19 protein-coding genes are annotated in these 23,788 nt (G+C 53.9%); 2 read left to right on the plus strand and 17 right to left on the minus strand.

Going from position 1 to position 23,788, the window contains the following annotated elements:
• Positions 1 to 92: 92 nt before the first annotated feature.
• The 6 genes from C812_RS20375 to C812_RS20395 all read right to left on the minus strand — a co-directional run bounded on the left by C812_RS20375 (position 93) and on the right by C812_RS20395 (position 6,434).
• Positions 93 to 689, minus strand: a complete 597-nt coding sequence (locus C812_RS20375) for a dihydrofolate reductase family protein (RefSeq protein WP_016314538.1) — start codon at positions 687 to 689, stop codon at positions 93 to 95.
• Between the two features lie 113 nt (positions 690 to 802).
• Positions 803 to 1,282 (minus strand): 23S rRNA (pseudouridine(1915)-N(3))-methyltransferase RlmH, encoded by a 480-nt coding sequence (rlmH, locus tag C812_RS20380; RefSeq protein WP_016314539.1) that lies wholly within the window; start codon positions 1,280 to 1,282, stop codon positions 803 to 805.
• Between the two features lie 177 nt (positions 1,283 to 1,459).
• Positions 1,460 to 1,627: a CxxH/CxxC protein gene (locus tag C812_RS22060; protein ID WP_009223395.1), complete on the minus strand. Its 168-nt coding sequence runs from the start codon at positions 1,625 to 1,627 to the stop codon at positions 1,460 to 1,462.
• 177 nt (positions 1,628 to 1,804) lie between these two features.
• On the minus strand, positions 1,805 to 3,226 hold the full coding sequence (locus tag C812_RS20385; protein WP_016314540.1) for a CAP-associated domain-containing protein: 1,422 nt from the start codon (positions 3,224 to 3,226) through the stop codon (positions 1,805 to 1,807).
• Positions 3,227 to 3,356: 130 nt separating this feature from the next.
• A complete protein-coding gene (locus C812_RS20390) occupies positions 3,357 to 5,060 on the minus strand; it encodes a glycerol-3-phosphate dehydrogenase/oxidase (protein ID WP_016314541.1) in 1,704 nt (567 codons plus the stop codon).
• Between the two features lie 105 nt (positions 5,061 to 5,165).
• A complete protein-coding gene (locus C812_RS20395; RefSeq protein WP_016314542.1) occupies positions 5,166 to 6,434 on the minus strand; it encodes a S1C family serine protease in 1,269 nt (422 codons plus the stop codon).
• Positions 6,435 to 6,838: 404 nt separating this feature from the next.
• Here C812_RS20395 and C812_RS20400 point away from each other — a divergent pair, with 404 nt between their 5' ends.
• Positions 6,839 to 7,048 carry a hypothetical protein gene (locus tag C812_RS20400; protein WP_016314543.1) on the plus strand — a complete coding sequence of 70 codons (210 nt, stop codon included), beginning with the start codon at positions 6,839 to 6,841 and terminating at the stop codon, positions 7,046 to 7,048.
• A 72-nt stretch (positions 7,049 to 7,120) separates the two neighbouring features.
• Here the strand turns inward: C812_RS20400 and C812_RS20405 are convergent, their stop codons facing one another.
• Complete coding sequence (locus C812_RS20405; RefSeq protein ID WP_016314544.1) at positions 7,121 to 8,002, minus strand: AraC family transcriptional regulator; 882 nt, start codon at positions 8,000 to 8,002, stop codon at positions 7,121 to 7,123.
• 135 nt (positions 8,003 to 8,137) lie between these two features.
• Between C812_RS20405 and C812_RS20410 the strand changes: the two genes are divergently transcribed.
• The gene (locus C812_RS20410; RefSeq protein ID WP_016314545.1) at positions 8,138 to 9,535 is read left to right on the plus strand and encodes a family 4 glycosyl hydrolase; all 1,398 of its coding nucleotides are present in this window, start codon (positions 8,138 to 8,140) and stop codon (positions 9,533 to 9,535) included.
• A 299-nt stretch (positions 9,536 to 9,834) separates the two neighbouring features.
• Here the strand turns inward: C812_RS20410 and C812_RS20415 are convergent, their stop codons facing one another.
• The 10 genes from C812_RS20415 to C812_RS20460 form a co-directional block, all read right to left on the minus strand.
• The gene (locus tag C812_RS20415) at positions 9,835 to 10,641 is read right to left on the minus strand and encodes an MBL fold metallo-hydrolase (RefSeq protein ID WP_016314547.1); all 807 of its coding nucleotides are present in this window, start codon (positions 10,639 to 10,641) and stop codon (positions 9,835 to 9,837) included.
• A gap of 9 nt (positions 10,642 to 10,650) precedes the next feature.
• Positions 10,651 to 11,400: a two-component system regulatory protein YycI gene (gene yycI, locus C812_RS20420; RefSeq protein WP_016314548.1), complete on the minus strand. Its 750-nt coding sequence runs from the start codon at positions 11,398 to 11,400 to the stop codon at positions 10,651 to 10,653.
• A gap of 330 nt (positions 11,401 to 11,730) precedes the next feature.
• On the minus strand, positions 11,731 to 13,113 hold the full coding sequence (locus C812_RS20425) for a YycH family regulatory protein (protein WP_016314549.1): 1,383 nt from the start codon (positions 13,111 to 13,113) through the stop codon (positions 11,731 to 11,733).
• On the minus strand, positions 13,110 to 14,933 hold the full coding sequence (gene walK, locus C812_RS20430; RefSeq protein ID WP_016314550.1) for a cell wall metabolism sensor histidine kinase WalK: 1,824 nt from the start codon (positions 14,931 to 14,933) through the stop codon (positions 13,110 to 13,112). Before walK ends, C812_RS20425 begins: the two co-directional genes overlap by 4 nt.
• A gap of 1 nt (position 14,934) precedes the next feature.
• A complete protein-coding gene (gene yycF, locus C812_RS20435) occupies positions 14,935 to 15,654 on the minus strand; it encodes a response regulator YycF (protein ID WP_028539288.1) in 720 nt (239 codons plus the stop codon).
• Positions 15,655 to 15,905: 251 nt separating this feature from the next.
• A complete protein-coding gene (locus tag C812_RS20440) occupies positions 15,906 to 17,453 on the minus strand; it encodes a M23 family metallopeptidase (RefSeq protein WP_016314552.1) in 1,548 nt (515 codons plus the stop codon).
• Positions 17,454 to 17,696: 243 nt separating this feature from the next.
• Positions 17,697 to 18,395 (minus strand): hypothetical protein, encoded by a 699-nt coding sequence (locus C812_RS20445; RefSeq protein WP_016314553.1) that lies wholly within the window; start codon positions 18,393 to 18,395, stop codon positions 17,697 to 17,699.
• A gap of 174 nt (positions 18,396 to 18,569) precedes the next feature.
• Positions 18,570 to 19,856: an adenylosuccinate synthase gene (locus C812_RS20450; RefSeq protein ID WP_016314554.1), complete on the minus strand. Its 1,287-nt coding sequence runs from the start codon at positions 19,854 to 19,856 to the stop codon at positions 18,570 to 18,572.
• Between the two features lie 354 nt (positions 19,857 to 20,210).
• Positions 20,211 to 21,878: a methyl-accepting chemotaxis protein gene (locus C812_RS20455; RefSeq protein ID WP_051135034.1), complete on the minus strand. Its 1,668-nt coding sequence runs from the start codon at positions 21,876 to 21,878 to the stop codon at positions 20,211 to 20,213.
• 107 nt (positions 21,879 to 21,985) lie between these two features.
• Positions 21,986 to 23,647, minus strand: a complete 1,662-nt coding sequence (locus C812_RS20460; protein WP_016314556.1) for a pyridoxal phosphate-dependent decarboxylase family protein — start codon at positions 23,645 to 23,647, stop codon at positions 21,986 to 21,988.
• Positions 23,648 to 23,788 lie beyond the last annotated feature (141 nt).

A 23,788-nucleotide genomic window follows, 5' to 3' on the forward strand; every position in this document is an offset into this window, starting at 1 on the left:
TCACTTGTGATACGGTTCTCCGCGCTGTCTGTAACGGCAAGTTTTAAAGGCCATCCTTTTGTGGGATGGCCTTTAAAACTATACTTGAGTATTCATAAACTTCCGATTGTAATTGCACCTGCACGCTCATAATTTGCAACAATAACGCCACTCGGGGTAACCTTGCTTTCCGTCACCTTGAATGCCGCCGGGATCGTACCTCCAGCAAATAACCGCTTCCCGCTGCCCAAAGTAATCGGATAAATCATCAGCCAGAACACATCGATCAAATCATGCTTCATAAGCGTCTGAATGAGATCACCGCTTCCCCATACGTGCAAATTCGGCCCTTGCTGTTGTTTAATCTTGGTAATTTTCTCTGCGATATCTCCACTTAAAAACACAGAATGCTGCCATTCACCAGAGGTCATTGTATTTGAGGCAACATATTTAGTCGCCTTGTTGGCCCCCGGCCATACATCCGCATGCTGCGGCCAGTACGGTGCCCAGATTTCATAAGTTTTACGCCCTAACAACAGATCGAAGGGTATATTCATCTGCCTGCTCAGTAACGTTCCAAGGATCTCATCGGAATATGGTGCTGACCAACCGCCATTCACGAAGCCGCCGCTGTTATCTTCGTCTGGCCCCCCTGGGGCTTGTATGATCCCATCAAGGGAGACATGTTCAAGCACAATAATTTTTCTCATGAACGAGATCCTCCACTCAAAATCATAGTCCGATCTTTTCATTGCACTTCCATAATTCAACAGACATATATTGAAATCCTTGTCCCGTAAGGAATTCTATAAAAACACTTGCCCTACTTGTGATACGGTTCCCCCCGATTGATCTTCACCGCGCGATAAATCTGCTCGGTGAGCACCAGGCGCATGAGCTGGTGGGGCAGCGTCATGCGCCCGAACGACAGCCGCTGCTGCGCACGGCGGAGGACCGCATCGGCGAGCCCGAGGCTCCCGCCGATGACGAACACGACATGGCTCGTCCCGTAGGTGCCGAGCCGGTCGATCTCCGCGGCCAGCTCCTCCGAGCTCCAGAGCTGGCCGTCAATCGCGAGCGCGATGACATGCGCATCGCTCTTGATCTGCGCGAGGATGCGTTCGCCCTCGCGCTCCTTCACGCCGATGAGCTCCGCCTCGCTCATCGTCTCCGGCGCTTTCTCGTCGGGCACCTCCACGACTTGAAATTTCACATAAGGCGCCAGGCGCTTGGCGTATTCCGCAATGCCCTGGACCAGATATTTTTCCTTCAATTTGCCAACCGCCACGATTTGAATCTGCACCGTAACACCCTCCGTTATCGTCCGTCCAAAGTCCAAAAACTCAGATATCTAAAAAAAACAAGCGGGGCCCGCATCCCCTGCCGTCGCCCCGTTTCTTTGTGTCTCATTCCGTTGTGTGCCTCGCCAGTCACCTGTCAGTCACCTGACACCGGTCCAGCACCTTCACCTGCCCCGCACTTACACCACCAAAAACCGCGCCTCCTGGTCACATTCCTGACATTTCACCGGCGGCTCCCAATCAATAAACTTGGTGTGCTCCAAATCGACCACATCCGGGGCATCCTCAAACTCATCCACGAACATATCGATGGCCAGTTCCACATGATCTTTGCAAACGACGTACATAGTCAAAGCATCCTTTCTCTGTACCGCACTCCTGCGGCCGACTTACGTATTAACAGGTTGTCCTTTATCTTTTCTACCATACTCCGTGCAAAAAAGGAACCGCCCCCGTCACTTCCGGCAAGCGGTCCCTCCCCTGCTGGCCAACCCAACCGAACAGGCAGAGAAGGCCGAACAGGTTTACAACGGCGTATAGAAGTTTTGCGTGTAGTACGTTCTGTAATCGCTGCTGCTGAGCCCATCTACCGCACCCACACCCAGCATCGTGAATACAGGCTCCAGCATATTCTCCCGGTGACCCCAGGAGTTCAGCCAGCCATAATGTCCGTCGATGGCATCCAGGTAACCGGCGGCGATATTTTCACCCCAAGCCCGGAACTGCGGAATCCCGCGCGCCATCATGCGGTCACCGGCCGACTTCCCCTCAGGATTATCATGCTCAAAATAATTCCGTTCCGCCATATCCCGACTATGCCCGCGCGCCACCTCAGCCACCGATTCATTCCAGCTCAGCACGCCTAAGCCTCGTTGCGCCCGGAACGAATTGGTCAGGTCAAAAATCTCCCGCTCTGTCGCCTTAAGCGACTCCGGTGTATTCGGCGCATACACATGGCTCTCCGTAAACTTTTGGTCCATCAGCAGCACGCCGTCCACGCGGTACTTCTCGTGCTTATCCAGATACAGGTTGATGTACAACCCTCTCGGCGTATACGTCTCGACATACTCCCGCGGCGGACGCTCGCTCTTCTTCCAAATACTCGCCAGGCTGATCCGCAGGTTCTCCAGCCCTTTCTCCGCATCAGGCGCAAACTGCCACTCGTCATGATTACCAAACAAGCCAACAACCTTGCCGTCCGCTACGCCAACCTGCGTATAATGCTTGTAATCCTTATTATAGATGTACCATTCCAGTCCATAGTTCGTAACATCCTTGCGCGCCGGCTCGCCGAGCAGCTCAATCACGCGTTCTGTCGAATCGCCGATACCCACGCCCTTCAGCTGGATTTCCGGTTTGATCAAATCCGGGCTGGTCGCCTTAGGCAGCGTCAGCTTCAACCGATACAGGAACGTCTGCGCTTCCGCCCGCGACAACGCATCCTTAGGCGCGAAGCCTTCCACACCGGCACCATTCTTCCCTTGAGCCAAGCCTTGTGCCAGAATCCATTGGACTGCCTCATCTTCACTTAAGCTCTGCCCATAAAAAGCCGCCATCAACCGAGCCACGGAACCGCGTGTAATCGGCTCATTCGGCTTATCGCTCACCGGCCATGCCAATTCAGAGGCCAAGTTGTAATATGGCGTATACCAGGCCTCCTGCTCTTTCACCTGATCCAGCTTAATCTCGGGATAGGCCCGCACCAGCATGCTTAGAAACTCCGCTTCCGTCACCGACTGTGCCGGGCGGAACGTGCCATCCGGATACCCGTCGGTCACTCCATTGTTCTTCGCCCACATGACATTGTCATACGCCCAATGGGTTGCCGGTACATCTTTAAAGTTCACCGCAGCCGCTTGTACCGCGGATCCCGCAGCCAACCAGGCGGCTCCGAACCCCGCGAGAATCACCAATCCGCGAATCCCGCGCTTCATTCCATTCTTCATGAACCCCTGCCCTCTTTCCATCCTCGATCTTTTGGCTTGCTCTTTTCGATGTAATTCGACAGATTGAGGGGAAAATCCTTGCAGCAGTTTTTTACATTTATTTGCATTTACATGCTGATTATCAAATGATTTACTCATCGTTTATAGGGAAAACTGCCTCCGTCAACGCTTGCTCCAATTCCTCCGCCCGCCGGCGCTTCACGTCCTCCGGCCAGTCGAAATACTGGGCCATCTCATCGAGGACCGGTACCTTCCACCGCCGCACCCAAGCGATGTCAAATAACAAAGCACCCGTTCTCCGAACAAAAAAATCCACCGGCGTCATCGCCATCTCCGCTTCCAGGGCATACCGCAGCGGAACCGCTACTTCCAGCGGGAGCTGAGCTCCACCGCCACCGGCCGTATCAGCAGGCACACCCGCAGTCACCGCATCATCGGCTATAGCCAGCAGCCGGTCTACGTTGGAGCCGTATCTGGCCGCCCATTTGGCCGCAAGATCCTGCGGAATGCCGCGCTCTGCCGCTTCCAGTGCCTTGCGCGCCACGAAGCCAGGCAACCCTTGTGAGCCGCCCACCTGCCCGCCGGAGATGGGCAGCAGCCGGGTTGCGCAAGGCGTGAAGCTCTGGCCGTATTCCCGCTTCAGCTTGGCGGCCACCCGGTCCACGACCAGCTCCGCCATCTTGCGGTAGCCGGTCAGCTTGCCGCCGGCAATCGTGATCAGGCCGGACGCCGACTCCCAAATTTCATCCTTACGGGAAATTTCCGAAGGCGATTTGCCTTCCTCGTAGATGAGCGGACGCACGCCGGCCCAGCTGGACTCCACGTCTGCTGCCGTGATCGCCAGCCCAGCGAACATGCCATTAATCGCATTCAAGATATAATCGCGATCTGCCTCTGTCATCCGCGGATGATGGATCTCGCCATGGTACACCGTGTCCGTTGTGCCTACGTAGGTCTTGCCATCGCGCGGAATCGCAAACACCATACGGCCATCCGGCGTATCAAAATACACCGCCTGCCGCAACGGAAACCGCCCCTGGTCGAACACCAGGTGCACGCCTTTGGTCAGCTGCAGCATTTTCCCCTGCTTCGACCCGTCCATCTCGCGCAGCGCATCCACCCACGGGCCTGCTGCATTGACGATCTTCCGGGCGCGCAGTTCATACGTCCGCCCCCCGGCCAGATCCGTCACCTCAGCGCCCACCAGCTGCGCGCCTTCGTACCGGAACCCGGTCACCTTGGCATAGTTGACCGCCATCGCCCCACGGGCCGCTGCTTCCTTAAGCACTTCAAGGGTCAGGCGGGCGTCATCCGTACGGTACTCCACATAGTACCCGCCGCCCAGCAGACCGTCTTGCTTCAGCAGCGGCTCTTTCGCTAACGTCTCCGCTGCCGACAACATGCTGCGCCGTTCCCCGCGCTTCACCCCCGCGAGGAAGTCGTACACCCGCAGCCCCAACGACGTGCTGAACCGGCCAAACGTCCCACCCCGATAAATCGGCAGCAGCATCCATTCCGGCGTGGTCACATGCGGACCGTTCTCGTAAACGATCGCCCGCTCACGTCCTACCTCCGCCACCACACCGATCTCCAGCTGCTTCAGGTAACGCAAGCCGCCATGGACCAACTTTGTCGAACGGCTTGACGTTCCCGCGGCAAAGTCCTGCATCTCTACCAGACCTACCCGCATTCCCCGCGCAACTGCATCGAGGGCGATTCCAGCTCCGGTAATTCCGCCGCCCACGACCAATAGGTCCAGCGGCTCCGTGGAACCCGCCATTTGCTCTAACAGGTGACGCCGATGCTTACCCGAAAACGAAAAGGCACTGCTCATCTCCATCCTCCTTCAGCTCCCGCAAAAAAAGAGATTCCTCCCCCACTCCAGTCGCTTCTATACTAACGTCTGTCATGACTTCGGAATCTCTCCATGAAATATGCTTTATTCGTTATCGTCTAACCCTTGTTCGATTTCCGTATCCGACGGCTTATCGGTCAGCTCCAGGGTTACTTTCTCTAAGTTGCCGTCACGGTAATACGTAACCTCCAACTCATCCCCGATCTTCTTATGCTCATACAAATACCGGCGTAACTCTAACGTCGATTTGATCGGTTGCTTATCGAGTTGGGTAATGACATCGTTTAATTTCAATCCCGCTTTCAGTGCCGGGCCATGCGCCTCCAAGACGATCACCCCTGCGGTGACATGGTTCGGCAGGTTGAGATCTTGGCGCTGCTCGTCAGTAATCGGAGAATAGCGGTTGTTGAGGTCCAACGTGTAGACGCCCATATAAGGACGAACTACCTTCCCGTGCAGGAGTAAATCGTCGACCGTCTTCATGACTTCATTGACCGGAATGGCAAAACCCAATCCTTCAACGCCCGTATCGGAAATCTTCATCGTATTGATGCCGATCAGCCGACCGTTCAGATCAACCAGCGCTCCGCCGCTGTTGCCCTCATTAATAGCCGCGTCCGTCTGGATCACTTCCTGCTCCCAATCGTACACACCATCCTGGTTCAGCGACACCGGGATCATCCGGCTGGTGTAGCTCACGATCCCGGAGGTCAGCGTCCCTCCAAGACCCAGCGGATTGCCGACAGCAATGACCGTTTCCCCGGCCCGCAATTTCTTCGAATCGCCAAGCTCGATCACCGTATCGATACCTTGTCCGTCGATGGCCAGCACCGCAATATCGTTGATCGAATCCTGTCCGATAACCTCGGCTTTACGTGAGGATCCGTCGCTTGTCACAATTTCCAGATCACTTGCACCGCTAATGACATGCGTATTCGTTATAATGAAGGCCTTCCCTTTTTCTTTCTTGAAAATCACGCCCGAACCCAGCGCCGCCTGCTCCGGATCGCCATCCGACAACTCTCCATGATTGAGGATGCTCACCACAGCAGGTGCAACCTTGGCCGCCGCAGAGCTGATCCGATCGAAAGGATCGCCGGTATCCGACAGCAACACTGCACTGCTGGTTGCCACATGTCGGTTCGATGAGGAAGGAAGCCCCGTAATGAAACTGAATAACAGCACGGCCACGACCGCACTAAGAACGGAAGAGATTAAAGAGATCTGTAACGTGGACAGCTCCAGGCGATGCCTGCGCGACCTTCCGCGCCAACGCCGCAAGCTACCGCCTTCGGACAACCGCATACGCCCCGGAACTTTGGTGGAATAAAAGTCATCGTCAAACCATCCCATCTCTATTCTCCCCCTCCATCATGCTTCCCAAAAGGACCGGCATCATCACATGCCATCTGCCCCAGGCACAGGTCCCCTTCAACTTTATGCCGTCACAGCAAAGCCATATTCATGTGTAGCCTTACTTTTATTAACGCCATGAACCGAAGATAGGTTGCCTGAAATTTGAGAAGTTTGCCGCTTTTTTTACTGAAAACTGGAATGTTTGACCATACACCTGACTACACTGTATTAATGCGATAGATTGATAGATTCATTTTACCATATTTTGATGGTTTAGAAGCAGAAATTGAACAGAGAAATGACGGCAATTTTAACCAACTTCCGCTGGCTACATCATCGCAGACCAAGCGAAGAAACATCATCACCGTGCGCCTTGTACGGTCATCTGAGGGAGGTAAACCATGGATTCCTATTATTCCACACCGATGAATGAAGTGAATGTGCTCGCCAAGCTGGCGGATATGAAGGAGGAGCATTATCACCAGCTGGTGACTTTAAGCGCTATTATGGAGCTGCTTATAGAGAAGGGGATCTTAACCCGGGAGGAAATCGAGAAAAAAGCGCTCGAAATCGACGGCTTCATGACCCCGCCCCCCTATCCCACCGTTTAATAAGCAAGCCTGACCGTCTCTTAAGTACGCACCAAACCCTTCCGTCTATAGACAGACGGAGGGGTTTTATTTTTACCGCACTCCCGCTCCGCCGCTAAACATCCGCTGCTCGCGCCGGTAGCTTTGTGGCGATACCGCCTTGGCCTTCTTAAACACGCGGCCGAAGTGAGTGCCGCTTTGATAGCCAACGCGGTATGCGATTTCGGTCACGGGCAGCTCCGTTTCGCGCAGCAGTGCGCATGCCTCCTCGATCCGAACGCGGTTGATGTAAGCGACCAACGTCAGTCCGGTGACTCTGGGGAACAGATGGCTGAGGTAGTATGGGCTGAGATGAAAGCGATCGGCGAGTTCACTTAGGCTGAGATTCTCGTCATAATGCGTATTGATGTAGCGGGCCACTTCGGCGATTTCCCGATAGGGGCGCTGTTCGCCCCCGTCTTCCCCATCATAACTCGGCCGGCCGTTCGCCATGCGAAGCAGGTGAAGCAGCAACTCCGCCAACAGCAGTTGGCAATATTCCTCATATCCAACGGCCTGCTGCTTCTGCTCTGCCAGCATACGAGCGAACAGCGGTTGCACAAGCTGCTGCTCCTCGGCGTTTAAACGAAGAACTGGGTACCTTACAAAAAGTTGCTCCAGCGCTTCCTCCCTTCCGGGCAGCAACGCGTTTACCACCTCCGTACGGAAGTTCACCAGAATCCGCTCATGTGGCTGCGACAGCTTCCCCGCGGGTGACGTCTTATGCAGGACATTCACCGGGATCAACACGAGATCGCCCGCGCTGATGCGATAGATTTGATCCTTGATGAAGTAACACCGTTCACCGGATACCAGATAATAAATCTCCCAAGCATCGTGAAAATGCTCCCCATCCATCGAGAACCGCCCGGGTTGCTTCGCCGCTTCGATAAACAGCCTCCGGCGAATCGGTGCTAATTGTCCTTCCAACGTCATTCTGCTCCCTCCCACCACGCGCATCTAACGACAGCAAAAAATGTAGAATATCCGCTCAAATCAACAAAATTGGTGCAGTAACCTTTCTATTTTTGCTCTATGTTTATTGTAACATCAATCAAGGGAGTGAACGATATGCAAGAAGCCACCACGGTCAAACATTTGAAAATCGCCTATATCGGCGGCGGTTCCCGCGGCTGGGCCTGGGGGTTAATGAGCGACTTGGCTCTGGAACCGGCGCTTTCGGGACATGTAGCCCTATACGATATCGACTTTGCGGCAGCCCAAGCGAATGAGATCATTGGTAACCGTTTGCAAGATCATCCGGATGCAGTGGGCCGCTGGCGTTATGAAGCGGTGCAGACCCTGCCAGAAGCGCTGAAGGGTGCCGACTTCGTGATCATCTCCATCCTTCCCGGAACGTTCGAGGAGATGCGCTCCGACGTGCATGCGCCGGAGGCTTACGGCATCTATCAATCTGTCGGCGATACCGTCGGCCCGGGCGGAACGATACGTGCGCTGCGCAGCATCCCAATGTACGTAGAAATCGCTGAGGCCATTCGCGATCATGCACCCAACGCTTGGGTGATTAACTACACGAACCCGATGAGCGTATTGACCCGCACGCTGTACGAAGTCTTCCCGGGCATCAAAGCCTTTGGCTGCTGCCACGAGGTCTTCGGCACGCAGGAACTGCTGGCAGAAATGCTTGAAGACATGGCGGGAGTGACCGATGTCCGCCGCCAAGAGATCGAGGTGAACGTGCTGGGGATTAACCATTTCACCTGGCTGGACCGCGCTTCCTATCGCGGTACTGATCTGTTCCCGCTGTATCAGGCTTTTGCCGAGAAGTATGCTGAAGAAGGTTTTAGCACCCATGGGCATAAAGACCATTGGATGAACAACAGCTTCGCCTCCGCGAACCGTATTCATTTCGATCTGTTCCGCCGCTTCGGCCTGATCGCCGCTGCGGGTGACCGCCATTTAGCCGAATTTATGCCAAACACCTGGTATCTACGGAGCCCCGAGCACGTAAAACAATGGAAGTTCGGCCTGACCACCGTCGATTGGCGGATTAACAATCTGCAGAAGCTGCGGGAGCGCAGCCGGCGACTGGTTGCCGGCGAAGAGACATTTTCGCTCAAATCTAGCGGCGAGGAAGGAATCGCGATGCTGCTCAGCTTGACCGGCGTCAGTGCTCCGTTGATCACCAACGTCAACCTGCCGAACCTCGGTCAAGTGGCTTCGCTGCCGCTGAACGCCGTTGTGGAGACGAACGCCGTATTTAGCGCGAACAGCGTCCAGCCGGTGATGGCGGGCAGCTTACCGGAGGACATCAACAATCTGGTGAGCCGGCACGTCTACAACCAGGAGACGATTCTGAGAGCTGCCTTAACCAAGGATCGCGACTTGGCCTTCCGCGCCTTCCTGAACGATCCGCTGCTCTCCACCCTGACGCCTTCGCAAGCAGAGGAGCTGTTCACCACCATGCTGAACAACACCAAGGCGTATTTGCCAGGGTGGGAACTATAATACAAAGACCGCCTGAGGGATGCCATCCCAACCAGGCGGTCTTCTTGTCTTCGCAATTAGTAAATGTAAATGTACGCGAAAAATCAAATACAATTCGCCATTTTCGGCGATTTCGACCGAATCTATTCGATTTTTCATACACATTCTCGCCTCAGAAGGGCAATCGACCGAATTCTATATGAAAAATCGAGTACAATTCAACGTTCTCCTCGATCCGTAACACAATCTACTCGAAAAATCATATCGATTTCAGCGAAAGCCCCCGCTTGACACTTGTCAGCCACCGATCCTCCCGCCGCCTACCGTTCGCTTACCACATCCCATGGCGTCGGCCGATCATAGTACGTGTCGCATAGCTTGAACTCACTGTCTTTGAAGAAGCAACCGCGATCCTCCATGGCGCTGCGAACCGCCATCCTGGCTAGATCAAGCATATTGTGCTCGCGGCTGAGGTGAGCCAGATACGTCCGTTTCAGACGGCCGTTCAGAATTTCGCTCATCAGTTCCCCGGTCGCGTCGTTGGACAAGTGACCCAAGTCGCCGAGGATGCGCCGCTTGATGTTCCACGGATATCGTCCCATCCGCAACATCTCGATATCGTGGTTCGCCTCAAGCACCAGCACATCGGCATCATATATTGCTTCCTTCACCTTGTCGCTGGCATAGCCCAGGTCGGTGCATACGCTCAGCTTCTCCTTGCCGTCGTAGAAGTTGTAGCCCACCGGCTCGGCAGCGTCATGCGAGATGGCGAACGACTCTACGCGAAGCGAGCCGAAATCACGGGTTTCCCCGGTCCCCAGGATACAGCGTTGGTCATCCGCGAGGTTCCCAATCGCCTTTTCCATAGCGGCCCACGTCTTCTCGTTGGCGTATACCGGCAGATTGTATTTTCGCGCCACCGCACCTAAACCTTTGATATGGTCCGAATGCTCATGCGTAACCAGAATGCCTGTCAAATCCTGCCCGCTTACCCCGCGCTCCATCATCAGCTCCTCGATGCGTTTGGCGCTAAAGCCGGCATCAATCATCAGTGTGACTTCCCCATTGGCCACCAGTGTTGCATTTCCCGTCGAACCGCTCGACAGCACCGAAAATCGGATCCCCATAGTCTCCCATTACTCCTTCGTTTTCTCTGTATTCGGACTAATGACATCACCGCTGATGCCCTGTACGTAATACTCCTTACCGCTCTCCAGCATAAATCGCCACGCCGGAGCTGCCGGCAGATGCGCGTCCGAATCGAACACCTCGCCGTAATAACCCAGTTCAACCTCCGTGACCACCGAGCCTTCCGGCAAGAAATTCTCAATCAGGTTGCCCAGCGCCTTGGAGGCGGAGAGCACACGCTGCGGCTTCTCCTCCTCCGGATAACTGATCTCAATCGCCCGACGCTGGTACGAAATGATCTTCTGATTGCTGCCTAGCAGCTTAAGCTCGATTTTGAAAAGCGGCCATTTCCCGTCCACCAGCGGGTGCAGAACGAACACGTCGGCGCTGCTCGCTACTTCATCATAGCGGTAATCCCCGATGTCCGGGATGCTGCCCTTGAGTGCAGCTGCTAACTCCCGCGGCGAAAAAATCAACCTGCTGTCCACCGGCACCGGCAACTCGACCATCTTGCCGCTTTGCGCATCGTCTAGGAAACGGTAAGCGATTTTGGGCAGCTCCGGCGTTTCCGTCGGAATTTTGGCCAGCACGCGAATGTTCTTCTCGTCCATTGCCTGCTGCGTGTTATTTTCCAGGGCGGTGATATCCAGGTTGGAGTCGGCCTGCTCCCGCAGGTCGTTCCACAGTTGATAACCCAACACCAGATTCAGCAACAAGAAGGCGTAAATCAACACGTTTTTCGCCCGTCCCCAATCCATGGTTCCCCCCCCCTTTCGTTAAAATCATGTTCACATCAATTTAACGGACCGTAGTGACGTTAATGATGGTTTTCCCGACGATTTCCCAACCGAACGGACTCCAGTGACCTTATTGCCCCTCAAGTGAAGTACATTGCTATCGTATCAACCGAATAGCGTCTTCTGGGGCCGTTAGCGTGAAGAGCCATCAAGTTTTCGTCCTAATAACGGCGCCTGAGTCCGTTAGAAGAACGTGTTTATCGTCTACATCTCAGACCTACACTACCTTCACCCTACCACCAGCACCAACCATGAACATCTGCCTCGGCATCACACAACCCCATGGGAGCACTAATTCGCAGCCGTGCTGGAGCCATCCCCAGCTTCGTCAGTCTCATCAGCTTCCTCCACATCTGCTCCTGCCTTCTCCACCGCTTCCAAGGTGAGCACCCGAGTCGCACCGTTGCTGAGCTCAACAACCCAAGTTGGCTTCAACAGCAGCCCTTGCTCGGTGAGTGAGGGCAGGTAGGCCGGATACAAGTTAGCAATACGCGCTTCCGCCTTCAGCGCCGCGATGCTCTCCCGCAACGCCTTGCCGCCGGGCAGAGAGACGACTTTCTTCTCCCAATTGCCGCCGGAGCCGTAAATCAACGACCGTTCATAGCCGGTGATGGTGCCTTGACGCATTTCCAACGAGATCGCTCCGTAATGGAACGTCGACAGGTCAAGGATCGGGAATGAGCCAAATTGCCCTGTGCCGTAATACTGCTGGAACACCACCCGATGCTGGTCTTCCTCAACGCCTTCCGTCGTTTGCTCCAACCGGTAAGTTCCATTCCAGCCGCCATGTTGGTTGACGAAGTCAATCGCCGACAGCACGTTCTTGCTTGGGCTGTTCTCGCCCGCTGAAGGTGCGGCCGGATCGGTGTAGTTGATCCAGTTTCGGTTCTGCTTGACCTGAAGGCTGCGTTTACTGTCGGTGTAGATTTCGGAGCCGTCTTTCTCCCGGATGTACCGGGTGATGCTCGGATCAAAGAACAAGCTTCGCTGCATCTGCTCCGTCGTATATAACCCGATGTTCAAGCCGGTTTCAACCAAATCAATCGACTTCTCGGGGACATAATACCCATCCGTTAACGTGTACGGCACCCAATCCTTACCGAAATCCACCTGTTGCTGCACGTCCTGCACCGTCAAGTCGGCTTTCGTTGCCTCGTAGACCACATCGCCTCGCGAGCTAAAGAAGAACACCCGCACCTGGTCGTCGCTGCCCGAGTTAAAGATCATCAACCGGTTCACGCTCTCCGCGTCAAACAACGGGTCCGGTGCGATCTGCATCACCTTCTGCAGCAGCTCCACAGGAACGCCTCCGCCAAAGTCCAGTTCCACACCGATATTCTGACTGCGAATTTCCGTCCATTTCATATTATCGATGTCATAGCGCTGGAACCCATCAAACTGACGGCCCTTCAGCCGACTGTAAATCAACTTGTAGAATGTCGAATCCGGATAGAACACAGTGTGCCGTTCCTCGCCCAAATGCACGACGATTTGCGCCGGAAAGAGCATCGCATCCGCTTCCAGGGTTGTCCCCATGTTCTCCGTACGGATATAGTCACTCCCGGACTTAACCACCGGATTGCTGCCCGGCAACTGATAGATAAGAAAATAACTCTGTACCAAACTGCACGCGACCAGCAAGGTCAGCGTCAGCGATTTGACCTTCTCTTTCACTGCGCTTCACCTCCTGGCTTCTCCGCCGGCAACGTAAAAGTCACCTTCGTCCCTTTGCCCAATTCGGACTGCAGAGATATGGTCCCGCCGTGGGCTTTTACGATTTCCCGGGCAATGGATAGGCCGAGGCCCGTCCCGCCCATATTCCGTGAACGCGCCTTATCCACGCGATAGAACCGTTCAAAAATCCGGTCCAGGTCCTTCTTTGGAATCCCGATCCCGTTATCCTGCACTGAAATGGCCAGTTGGCGGTCATCGGTTAAGCGAGCTTCTAGCGCTATGACGCCGCCCTCCGGCGTATATTTCATCGCATTGGAGAACAGATTGTCCAGCACTTGGTCAATCTGGTCGCGGTCAATCCAGGCCGTGTCCACGTCACTGGCAATAAACAACGTGGGCTTGATCTCTTTCTCCTGCATCTGAAAAGAAAACCGATCCACCACATCCTCCAGCATCTCCATCACGTTCGTCGGCTGCTTTCGCAGTTCGGCCTCATGCGAGTCGAACCGCGACAAATGCAGTAGATCTGTGACCAGACGGATCATCCGCTCGGTCTGGCTCTGAATCACGGACACGAACCGCGGTCCAAGCTCTGGATCCTCCATCGCGCCATCCTCCAGCGCCTCGGTATAGCTCTTGATCGTCGTCAGCGGCGTCCGCAGCTCATGCGATACGTTCGCGACAAACTCCCGCCGCGACGCCTCCAGCTTCTCTTGCTCGGTAACGTCCTGGAGGACGGCGATCGTGCCAATGATCCCGATTTCCCGCCGATGGATCGGTGTAAACGTCACCCGGATCAGGAAGACGTCACCGTCCGGCCCGGTATTCTCCAGGATCGTCGAATGCATCGTTCCTTGCTCCAGCACGTCCCGCTCCTCATCTGGGAGGTTCAACAGCGACATGATATCGGCCCGATCGAGATCCTTATCCGATGTCCCCAGCATCTCGCTCGCACGCCGGTTCATCAGGATGACCCGGCCGGTCTCGTCGGTGGCGATCACCCCGTCGCTCATGTTCGTGAGGATCGAAGCGAGCTTCTCCTTCTCTTCCTCGTTCTGCGCCAGCGCATCGCGCAGCCGGCTGGTCATATAGTTAAACGCCTTGCTAAGCTGACCGATCTCGTCATTGCCAAGCACCGGCATTTTCTGATGGAACTGCCCTTCGGCCACCGCCGTCGCCCGCCGCGTCAGCTCCTTAATCGGCGAGGTGATCGTATGCGCCAAAATCACGCCCAACACCGCCGTTAATCCCAGCGCCAACAAGATCCCGGAGATAAAAATATTGTTGATCCGCTCCATCGTACTGTACAGCTCGCTCATCGACGCGGCAATGTAAATGGCGCCAACGATCTTTCCGCCGCTGACGACCGGCTTGGCGACGACCTTCTTCCGGACGTTGTCCTCGTCGATGATGTACTCCTCATTATCGCGGATGCCTTGCAGGGCCCGGCTCACCACCGTCTGCGTGTTCTTCGTGCCCACGTAATCGGCATGGGACGGCTTGGACGTCGTCAGCACCTTGCCGCTCGCATCCAGCACCTGAATCTCGGCCCCGCCGATATTAAACAAGTTGTTAACCAATACACGCAAATTCTCTAACGATTCCTCCGCCGACTCTCCAGTCACGCCCAGGTTTTGTGCCGCCAACACGGAGAGCAGCTCCGCTCGCTCCTGCAGCTCCTTGGTGAAGTTGCTGGTCAGCGAGGTCTTCATCGCGCTCACGAAATACACCCCGATCAGCTGCATGGCAATCAGGATGAGCAGCACGTAAATAATAATCAGTTTTGCCTGGATCGTGCGAAAAAAAGAGGGCAGATTCATTCTAGAGTCCACCCGCCTTGGAGCTCCGCATCATATACCCCAACCCGCGCCGCGTCAAAATGTATTCCGGCTTGCTGGGGTCCTTCTCGATCTTCTCGCGCAAGCGGCGAATCGTCACGTCCACCGTGCGAACATCACCAAAATACTCAAAGCCCCATACCGCTTGCAGCAAGTGTTCGCGGGTCATCACTTTACCGGAGTTCTTCACCAGATAATGCATTAGCTCAAACTCCCGGTGTGTCAGGTCCAGCGGCTCGCCGTTCTTATAGACCGTATACATATCCGTGTCGATAAACAACTCGAACAGACTGATGCCCTGCTTCGTGTCCTCTGCACCTTCGGCCGCCGCGGCAGCCTTCTGCTGACGCCGCATCTGCGCCTTCACTCGAGCTAACAGTTCGCGGGTACTGAAAGGCTTGGTCACATAATCGTCAGCGCCCAGCTCTAGGCCCAGCACCTTATCGATCTCTCCGTCCTTCGCAGTCAGCATGATGATCGGAGTCTCGAGCTTCGCCCGCACCTCCCGGCATACGTCCATTCCATCCTTGCCAGGCAGCATCAAGTCGAGCAGAATCAAATCCGGTTGTTCGGAGAAGGCCAGCTGAGTGGCCTCAATCCCGTCGAAGGCAAGCACGACCTCATAGCCTTCTTTCTCCAGGTTAAATTTTAAAATATCCGCAATGGGTTTCTCGTCATCCACGACTAGAATTTTTCCTTGCATGAATCAAGTTCACCCCAACTTTCAGCCATGGGCTTTTGCTCCCTCTATCTTACCATATCTGGCACCGCATCAGCTATCTTCGGAGACGGTAACGATTGACTGCACGCGTTCATCTCCTCCCTGTATACCTATTGCCCTTATTTCCACCGCCTGATGCAACGGGATAATCCTCAAAGAAAGGGAGCCAAAACCTATACCCGCCAAAATCCACAAAAAAAGCCCATCTCCCTTACAGGAGACGGACTCACATCTTATAGATATTTCAACGGATTCTGAATGCTGCCGTTCTTATGAATCTCAAAATGCAAATGCGTGCCGGTCGAACGCCCGGTGCTGCCCATGACGCCAATCTTGTCGCCCTTCTCGACGACTTGACCTTTCTTCACGCTGATTTTGCTTAAATGACCGTACAACGTTTCATAGCCATTCTTGTGGTCGATGATGATGCAGTTGCCGTAACCCGATTTCGTCCCAACGAAGGAAACGACGCCGTCATCGGCGGCTAAGATGCTGCGGTTGGAGGAGACCAAATCAACGCCTTTATGCGTCCGTCCCCAACGTTCGCCGTAACTGCTTGTCATTTTCGCGCTGGATACCGGCCAAGCAAACTGCCCGGTGCCCTCACCCAACACAACCTTCGTGCCGCGTACAACGATCTTCGGCGAAGACTTCTTCGTGACTTCCTGGCCCAGCCATTCTTCATTGACCACGATGCCGTTTTCCTTCGTGATCCTGTACTCCATGGTCTTGAGGCCGCTGGAACCTGGAGAAATCACTTTCGTTTCTCCTGCGCGCATACTGGCATTCTTCTTAATGATCACCTGCGGTTCCGTAACAATTTCCTCTGTTACATGCTCCACCGTACGAACCGTTAGGGCCGGCTGCACCGCCTTCACGTTGAGCAACGTTCCAATTTGCAGCGTCAGCTCTTCAATCCCGGGATTGTTCGCAAACAACTCCTTCTGTGACACACCAAAACGGGCCGCGATCGACGAGATCGTATCCCCTTCCTGGACTTCATATTGAATTGCTGCCTCGTCCCCTTGAAGGATCTTTCGTACCGCTTCCTCTGGACTCATCACCTTGTTCGGATCGGCCTTGATCTCTCCCTGATTCACGTCTTCAGCGATTTCCACCGTTTCCAACGTTGCGCTGGAGGCCTTTGTTTTCGCTTGGGCTGACTTACTCCCGCCAGTTCGTTTCACTTTAGCAGCCAGCGTGCTGACAGCCACATCCGGTGCATATTTCGATTTCACCTGTTCCAGAACCTCTCGGGCGGCCGCCTGGTCCTTCACCACGGCGATCACTTTGCCGTCCACCTTCAGCTCCACACCTTTGGCGTACCCGGTTAGCATCCCGTACAGCTCGTCGAGCGTAGACTCCGCATCCACGTCAGCCTTGTAGGCCTGCTCCGGCTTGATGGTGATGCCCTCGGTATTCACTGCCATCTCCACATCCGGATATTTTTGCTTATATTCCTGCTCCTTACGTGCAATCAGAGCCTGTAATTGCGATTCACTTGCGATCGTGCCAATTTCTTTCCCGCCGACGTAAACCCGGTAATAAGATACCGTATTCGCCTTAACGTATTGCTGGCCTCCCCAATAGACCGCTCCGGCAATGACAACCACAGCGGCTCCGGCTAAGACAAGCTTGCGGGGCTTAAGAAGATCACGCCATTTTCGCCTGCTCTCTGGTTCGGATATCTCTGAATCGTTTTCCGGGCGGCTGTGTTGCTCTTGCGTCCGAGAATCGTTCACGCGCCACAGCTGCCAGCGTTTTCCCGTAAAACCTTTCATACCGATCTCCTTTTATCCATCGACTCGATTCGACTTGAAATGGTTTCAAAATTTTAACCTTTAATCACTATTGATTACTTTAACACAGTGGGGTGAAAATTATCAACTTTCGGTCAAAAGCAAAGAACCCGCTTAACAAGCGGGTTCTCACGGTTTGGTCAGTAAGCAAGCTAGTTTATTGAATTTACAATCCTGTGAATGTTAGCGCTGACATTCCCTTTAGATCAGGCAATTAAAGCGATTTTATTTTTTTAACAATTCCATGACCTTGGCGTATTCCGTTTTATCCAAATGTTTTGACAGAACCTGTTCAATGTTAATCATTTCCGTTTCCGTCAAACCACCTTCCAGGGCGACAGTCAACATTTGCATTTCCTCTTGTGGCAGCTTCTTCATAAGGATCGCAAAAATTTCCTCCTTCTGCTGATCCGGCAGTTCCTTCTTCTTGGCCACGAGATCATCCGGCGTCACGACCACCTGCTGATCCTCGCCCATTGCTTCTCCGCCACTCATTCCGCCCATCACCGGCAAAGCATCCTCCGGTGCATTTTCATCTGTGGTGTTGGCGTCCTTCCCCTCCGTGCCTGGATCTTTGCCGCTAGCCGGGGTTCCATTCGTCCCCGTTGTCGCCCCCCCGGAGCTACCACTCTCTCCACTGCCGCCAGAGGATGAATCCGCCACATCGTCCTTCGTCTTGTCCGCACGGTTGTCTACTTTATCCTCACCTTTTGCCTGATCCGTACGGTTTGAGGCACCGCCTAGTCCCAGCATGCCCTTCATCATCCCGCTAAAGCTAGGAGCTTCTGCGGTGATCGGCAGGTTATAACTGCTGAGTAAAGATTGGATATACGAATTGACGATATATCCCGTTGTGGCCACAGTTAATAAACTAACCGCTACGATCGTTACGCATAATTTCAAGATCCATCCGAACCATTTCATCGTTTGTATCCTCCCACTGCCTAAGAATCTAGTCTCTCAACCTTCAGTATGGACGGCAAAACCAGATTTCAACCTAAGCAAGGAACCGAAACTCGAAAAAGAAACCGCCGACCGAGGATGAACACATCGCTCGTTCGGCGGTTTAGAAATCGTCTGAATCGTCTATCTATTGAATTATTCGTAGATTGGCAACACCTGATTGGTTTGACTGCGGTTACGGCCAACCGAGAAAATCGCGATAGGCACACCGGTCAATTCCGAGATCCGGCGGACGTAATTCCGGGTTGTTTCCGGGAGATCCTCCAGCGTTTTCGCACCCGAGATATCCTCCGACCAACCTGGCATTTCCTCATACACCGCTTCGCATTCAGCAAGCACCTTGAGACTAGCCGGATAGTGGGTAATGATCTCACCGCGGTATTTATAGCCAGTGCAGATTTTGACGGTCTTGAGACCGGTCAACACGTCCAAGGAGTTCAGCGACAGCCCGGTCAAGCCGCTGACGCGGCGCGTATGGCGGACTACCACGCTGTCGAACCAGCCTACCCGGCGCGGACGCCCGGTAACCGTTCCGTATTCATGGCCCGTCTCACGAATCATGTCGCCCACTTCGTCGAACAGCTCGGTCGGGAACGGACCGTCGCCGACACGGGTGGTGTATGCTTTCGCCACCCCGATGATCTGATGAATTTTCGTAGGTCCTACGCCGCTGCCGTTGCAAACCCCGCCGGCCGACGGATTGGACGAGGTTACGAACGGATAGGTCCCTTGGTCGATGTCGAGCATGACGCCTTGCGCGCCCTCGAACAACACCTTCTGTCCGGCATCGATCGCATTGTTCAAAACCACCGACGTATCCGCGACGTACGGACGCAGGATTTCCGCATATTCCAGATACTGCTGCAGCACTTCCTCTACGTCCAGCGGCTGCCCGCCGTAAATGGTCTCGATCAGATGGTTCTTCTCCTTCATGATGTGACGCAGCTTCGTTTCAAACTCCTCTGGGTCCATCAAATCCGCGATCCGAATCCCGTTGCGGGAAGCTTTGTCCATATACGCCGGCCCGATCCCTTTCCCGGTCGTTCCGATCTTGTTCTCTCCCTTACGTTCTTCCTCCAGCTTATCCAAGACCAGATGATACGGCAAAATCACATGCGCCCGGTCGCTGATCACAAGATTCTTCGTGCTAAACCCGTTCTCTTCCACGTAGTTGATTTCATCGATCAGGGCAGCCGGGTTGATCACAACCCCATTGCCGATCACACAGCGTTTATTTTGATTAAAGATGCCTGACGGAATCAAGGTGAGTTTGTACTTCTTGCCGTCGATCAGAATGGTGTGACCGGCGTTGTTACCGCCTTGATAACGGGCCACCACATCGGCGCTTTCCGCCAAGAAATCCGTGATTTTACCTTTACCTTCGTCTCCCCATTGCGTTCCTACAACGACTACCGTTGACATGTACATTCCCCCGCTTGGTGCGTCAAGCACCTGTATTTGAACATTGCAAAAGACAGCCTTCGTCTTGCCGATGGCTTGCCGCCATCCTTAGGCTGATCCGACATTTTTCCATAATTGTACGCGCTCACAAACGCGCTGCTAACGTTAATCCGACCATCTATCGCTTTAACGCAGCAATACCAGTTTAACAGTCTCCATTTTTAAAGTCAAATTAAAAAGCGAACGATGCTTCTGTTTAATTTTACAAATGTTCGGAATTCCTGTTTTCAAAAAAGAAGATGCCTCGCCGAATCCAGGCAGAGCCTAGATTGGCAAAGGCACCTTCGGATCACTGAAACAACACGCAAATCTTGCTTAAATTTTAAAAATCGCCACAGCCTGCTGCAAATTCTCAGACAATACCGAGAGCTGGCGAATCGCCCCGGCGATTTCCTGCATGGCTGCGCTTTGTTGTTCAGACGCGGCTGCGACCTCCTCGGAAGAAGCGGCCTGCTCTTGGGTCACGCCGGAAATTTGCTGTACCGAGGCGGAAATGCTGTGATAGGAGTTTTCCACCAGCAGCAACGACTGCAGCAGTTGATCGGTGCGGGCCGAGAAATCGCTGATGCCCTGAAAGATTTCGCGGAAATTTTGATGTGTCTTGCTCATCCATTCCTGGCCCTCTTCAATTGCCCGGCTGCCTTCGCCGATGCTTTCTATAACGAGTCGGCTGTTTTCCTGCGTCCCGGCCACCAGTTCGGTAATCGACGAGGCGGCTTCAGCCGATTGCTCTGCCAGCTTGCGGACTTCGCCGGCGACCACGGCAAAGCCGCGACCCATTTCGCCAACGCGCGCCGCTTCGATGGAGGCATTCAACGCCAACAGATTCGTCTGCTGCGCGATCTCCGTAATCATATTGATCACTTCGCCGATCTCTCGGGAGTGATCCTCCAATTGTCCGGCCATCGTTTCCGAGTGTTGCATGACCTGTTCGATCTTGTTCATATGACGCAGTGTCTCGTCCACCATGTTTTGGCCCTCGGACGATTGCTTGCTGACCTTCTCGGCAATGGACTGCATCGTGTTCACATCGGCGACAACGCCGCTTAACTGTTGTTGGATTTCCTGCACCGAGGCGGAGCTATGAGTGATCGATTCCACGACCTCGTTAATGCCTTCACTCATATTGTTCATCGAAACCGCCACCTGCTGCGCGCTTTCGCTGGACTCTTTAGCAACTTGCATCAACTGGGCGCTGGTTCCCGATACCTCGAGGGACGAAGCGGAAATATGACCGATTAACTGTTTCATATTCGAACGCATCGTATCAAACGCCTCCGCCAACCGACCGACCTCATCGCGGCTGCGAATTTCGATCTCCTGGGTCAAATCCCCGGTCGCAAAACGATCCGTCACCTGCACCAGCGTTCGGATCGGCTTCGCAATCGTTCGGCCCAGCAGATAAGCGAACAGCAAGCCGATGACGAGAACGAGAATGGTGATCACGGTGCTGTACCGCAGCACTGCAGAGGCGGTTTCCGGGATGACAGAGGCATCAAGATCGATCCCCAGCAGCCCTGTGGTCGTACCGTTTGCATTTTTTAATGGAACAAATATCGATTTATGTACGCCAAACTCATCTTTATAAATGCTGCTAATCGTTTCTTGGTCGTTGGTAATGGCCTGTTTCATCTCATCAGAAAACGGATACTCCATATTATAGTCGCCTTCGGTGTCAGACAAAGCGATGATACGCTCCGTGCCGCCGTCATTGGACAAAATATACACGTTCTCCAAATTGTATAATTCCTTCAGCCGGTCCATCGCTTCACGGGTTTCTTGATACAGCGGGCTGTCGGTACCGTCGATTTCCAGCTTATTGCCTTCAATCCGCTCCAATTCGCTTTGTACGATGCGGATATTGCTCTCCAGCCGGTGATCCAGCTCGTTCTTCAGCTTGCCGCTCAGCGTGGAATTCACGATGGTGAGCAGCCCGATGAAGCAAAGCACCGCGATCAGGAGCAAACCTGTCGTACCTAACATGATCTTTGAAGAGATATGTCCGAACAGTAAACGTTTTATTTTATCTTTCACTGCGAGTTCATCTCCTGGATTGATTAATATGTTGCGGTCATTGTTTAGGTCATTGCTTAGTTCACTGCCGGTACGCCAGATGCTTCACATACCTCAGTTATGCATTCCTTCAAATACTGCACGACTTCATGCACATGCTCCGGCCGGGTATGCGGCGAAATCACGAAAAATTTGCTCACGTACAGCGGAATCTCCCGCCCTTCGGACGAGCCCACCAACAGATGTTTCTTCGTATCACCAAAGAACATCCGGTCGCGACGTTCCCCCAGTTTCTCGAACAACCGCTCGTTAAGCTGGTTGCTGCGCTCGATCTCCCGTGCGGAGCACGTCCCCTCGATTTCGTCGGCAAACCTCGGGCTTCCCGGCAAATAGATGCGAATCAGCGTAGAGATGCCCGGATTGTCTGGATTCGCAATGTCCGCCTGCGGAATTTCTGCTATCAGCTGCTCGCGGAACACCCGGTTCACTTCCAGGAACTGCCCCAACAAGCGCTGATACCCTTCTGTACCAAAGGACAGCAACAAGCTGTACATGCTGATCGAACTTGCCATCCGGGAGCATTCCAACGTATAGCCGGTATGGTATTCGCCATATCCCCGGTGACCTACGTACGGCGTATCCTCCGCATCCAGATCCATGAGCTTGAGATCGGCCGCATTTTTCAAGAGGAACAAACTGGAGACATACGGAGCCTGGCCCAGCTTCTGAAAATCAAAGCACAGGGAATCCGCGAGCGAGAGCATCTGCATTTTACGCCGGATCGGCTCCAGCATGGCGAGAACGCCTTCACTGAACCCCAGCGGATTTTGTTCCATATCGTAGTCATTAAAGAAGGCAAAGAAACCGCCAAGGGCAGAATCCGCATGGATATGCGGGCATGGCAAACCAAACCGTTCCGCGTTTTCCTCCGCGGTAGCACGAATTTGGCTGATATCGTCAATCCCAATCGCATCCGTCGTTCCGGTTGTAGCTACGATATATACCGGCACGCCCCCCATTCGGGAAACGGTCTCCAGTTTCCGTTTCAAATCGGCAATGTCCATCGAGCTGTCAGGTAAAGTTTTGACCTTCACCAGTCGATCGCTGCCCAGCCCGGTAGCTTCCACCGATTTGAGCAAGCTGTAATGGGCTGCCTCGGAACAGAAAGCGAACAGGTTGTTGGGAACCCCCCGCTTCAGTGCGTCCGGCACCGCTTTGGCAATCGCAATACGCAGACCGGAAAAGACTGCTCCCTGCCCGCCCCATGTCGTATATCCTCCACTGGTTGCCGCATCGTAGCCAACCAGCTTGGACATCATGGCGATGACCCGAACCTCTGCTTCGGCACCGGCTGGCCCATAGACATCCCAAAGGTTGTTCCCATTGACCAACATGGCCGTCAGCATCCCCAGCATGCCGGGAATCGAAGCCATCGGCAAAATATTCGTAAAAAAGTATTTCGTATGATAGGGATGGGCGTGCAGTAACTTGAGTAACTCTTCGTTGACATTTTCCATCGGAGCACCTTCTTTGGGGATCACGCTTTCCGCCGCCAGCCGGCCGTAAAAATTGGCATCCCGCCGTTTCTCCCCTTTCAGGTTAACGCCATCGGGATCCTTCAACTCATCCACGCCGCGAACCAGTTGTTCGATCAGATCTAACATTCGCTTCCGCTGTGCCGGATTTCCGTCTTCACTTGGGAACCAATCCCGCACATCTGGCTTGCCGTTCATTTCCATCTCCATCCTCTCCCCCATTTTATTTTTCTACTGGATTACGAGCCCCAAGAAGCTTGACCGATCAGTGAGTTGAAACTTATAATTACACCCTCTTTCCGCAATTTTCATTTCCTTACAGTTCTAAATTATACAGACATTCCT

The sequence above is a fragment of the Paenibacillus barengoltzii G22 genome, from assembly GCF_000403375.2.
Lineage (GTDB): Bacteria > Bacillota > Bacilli > Paenibacillales > Paenibacillaceae > Fontibacillus > Fontibacillus barengoltzii.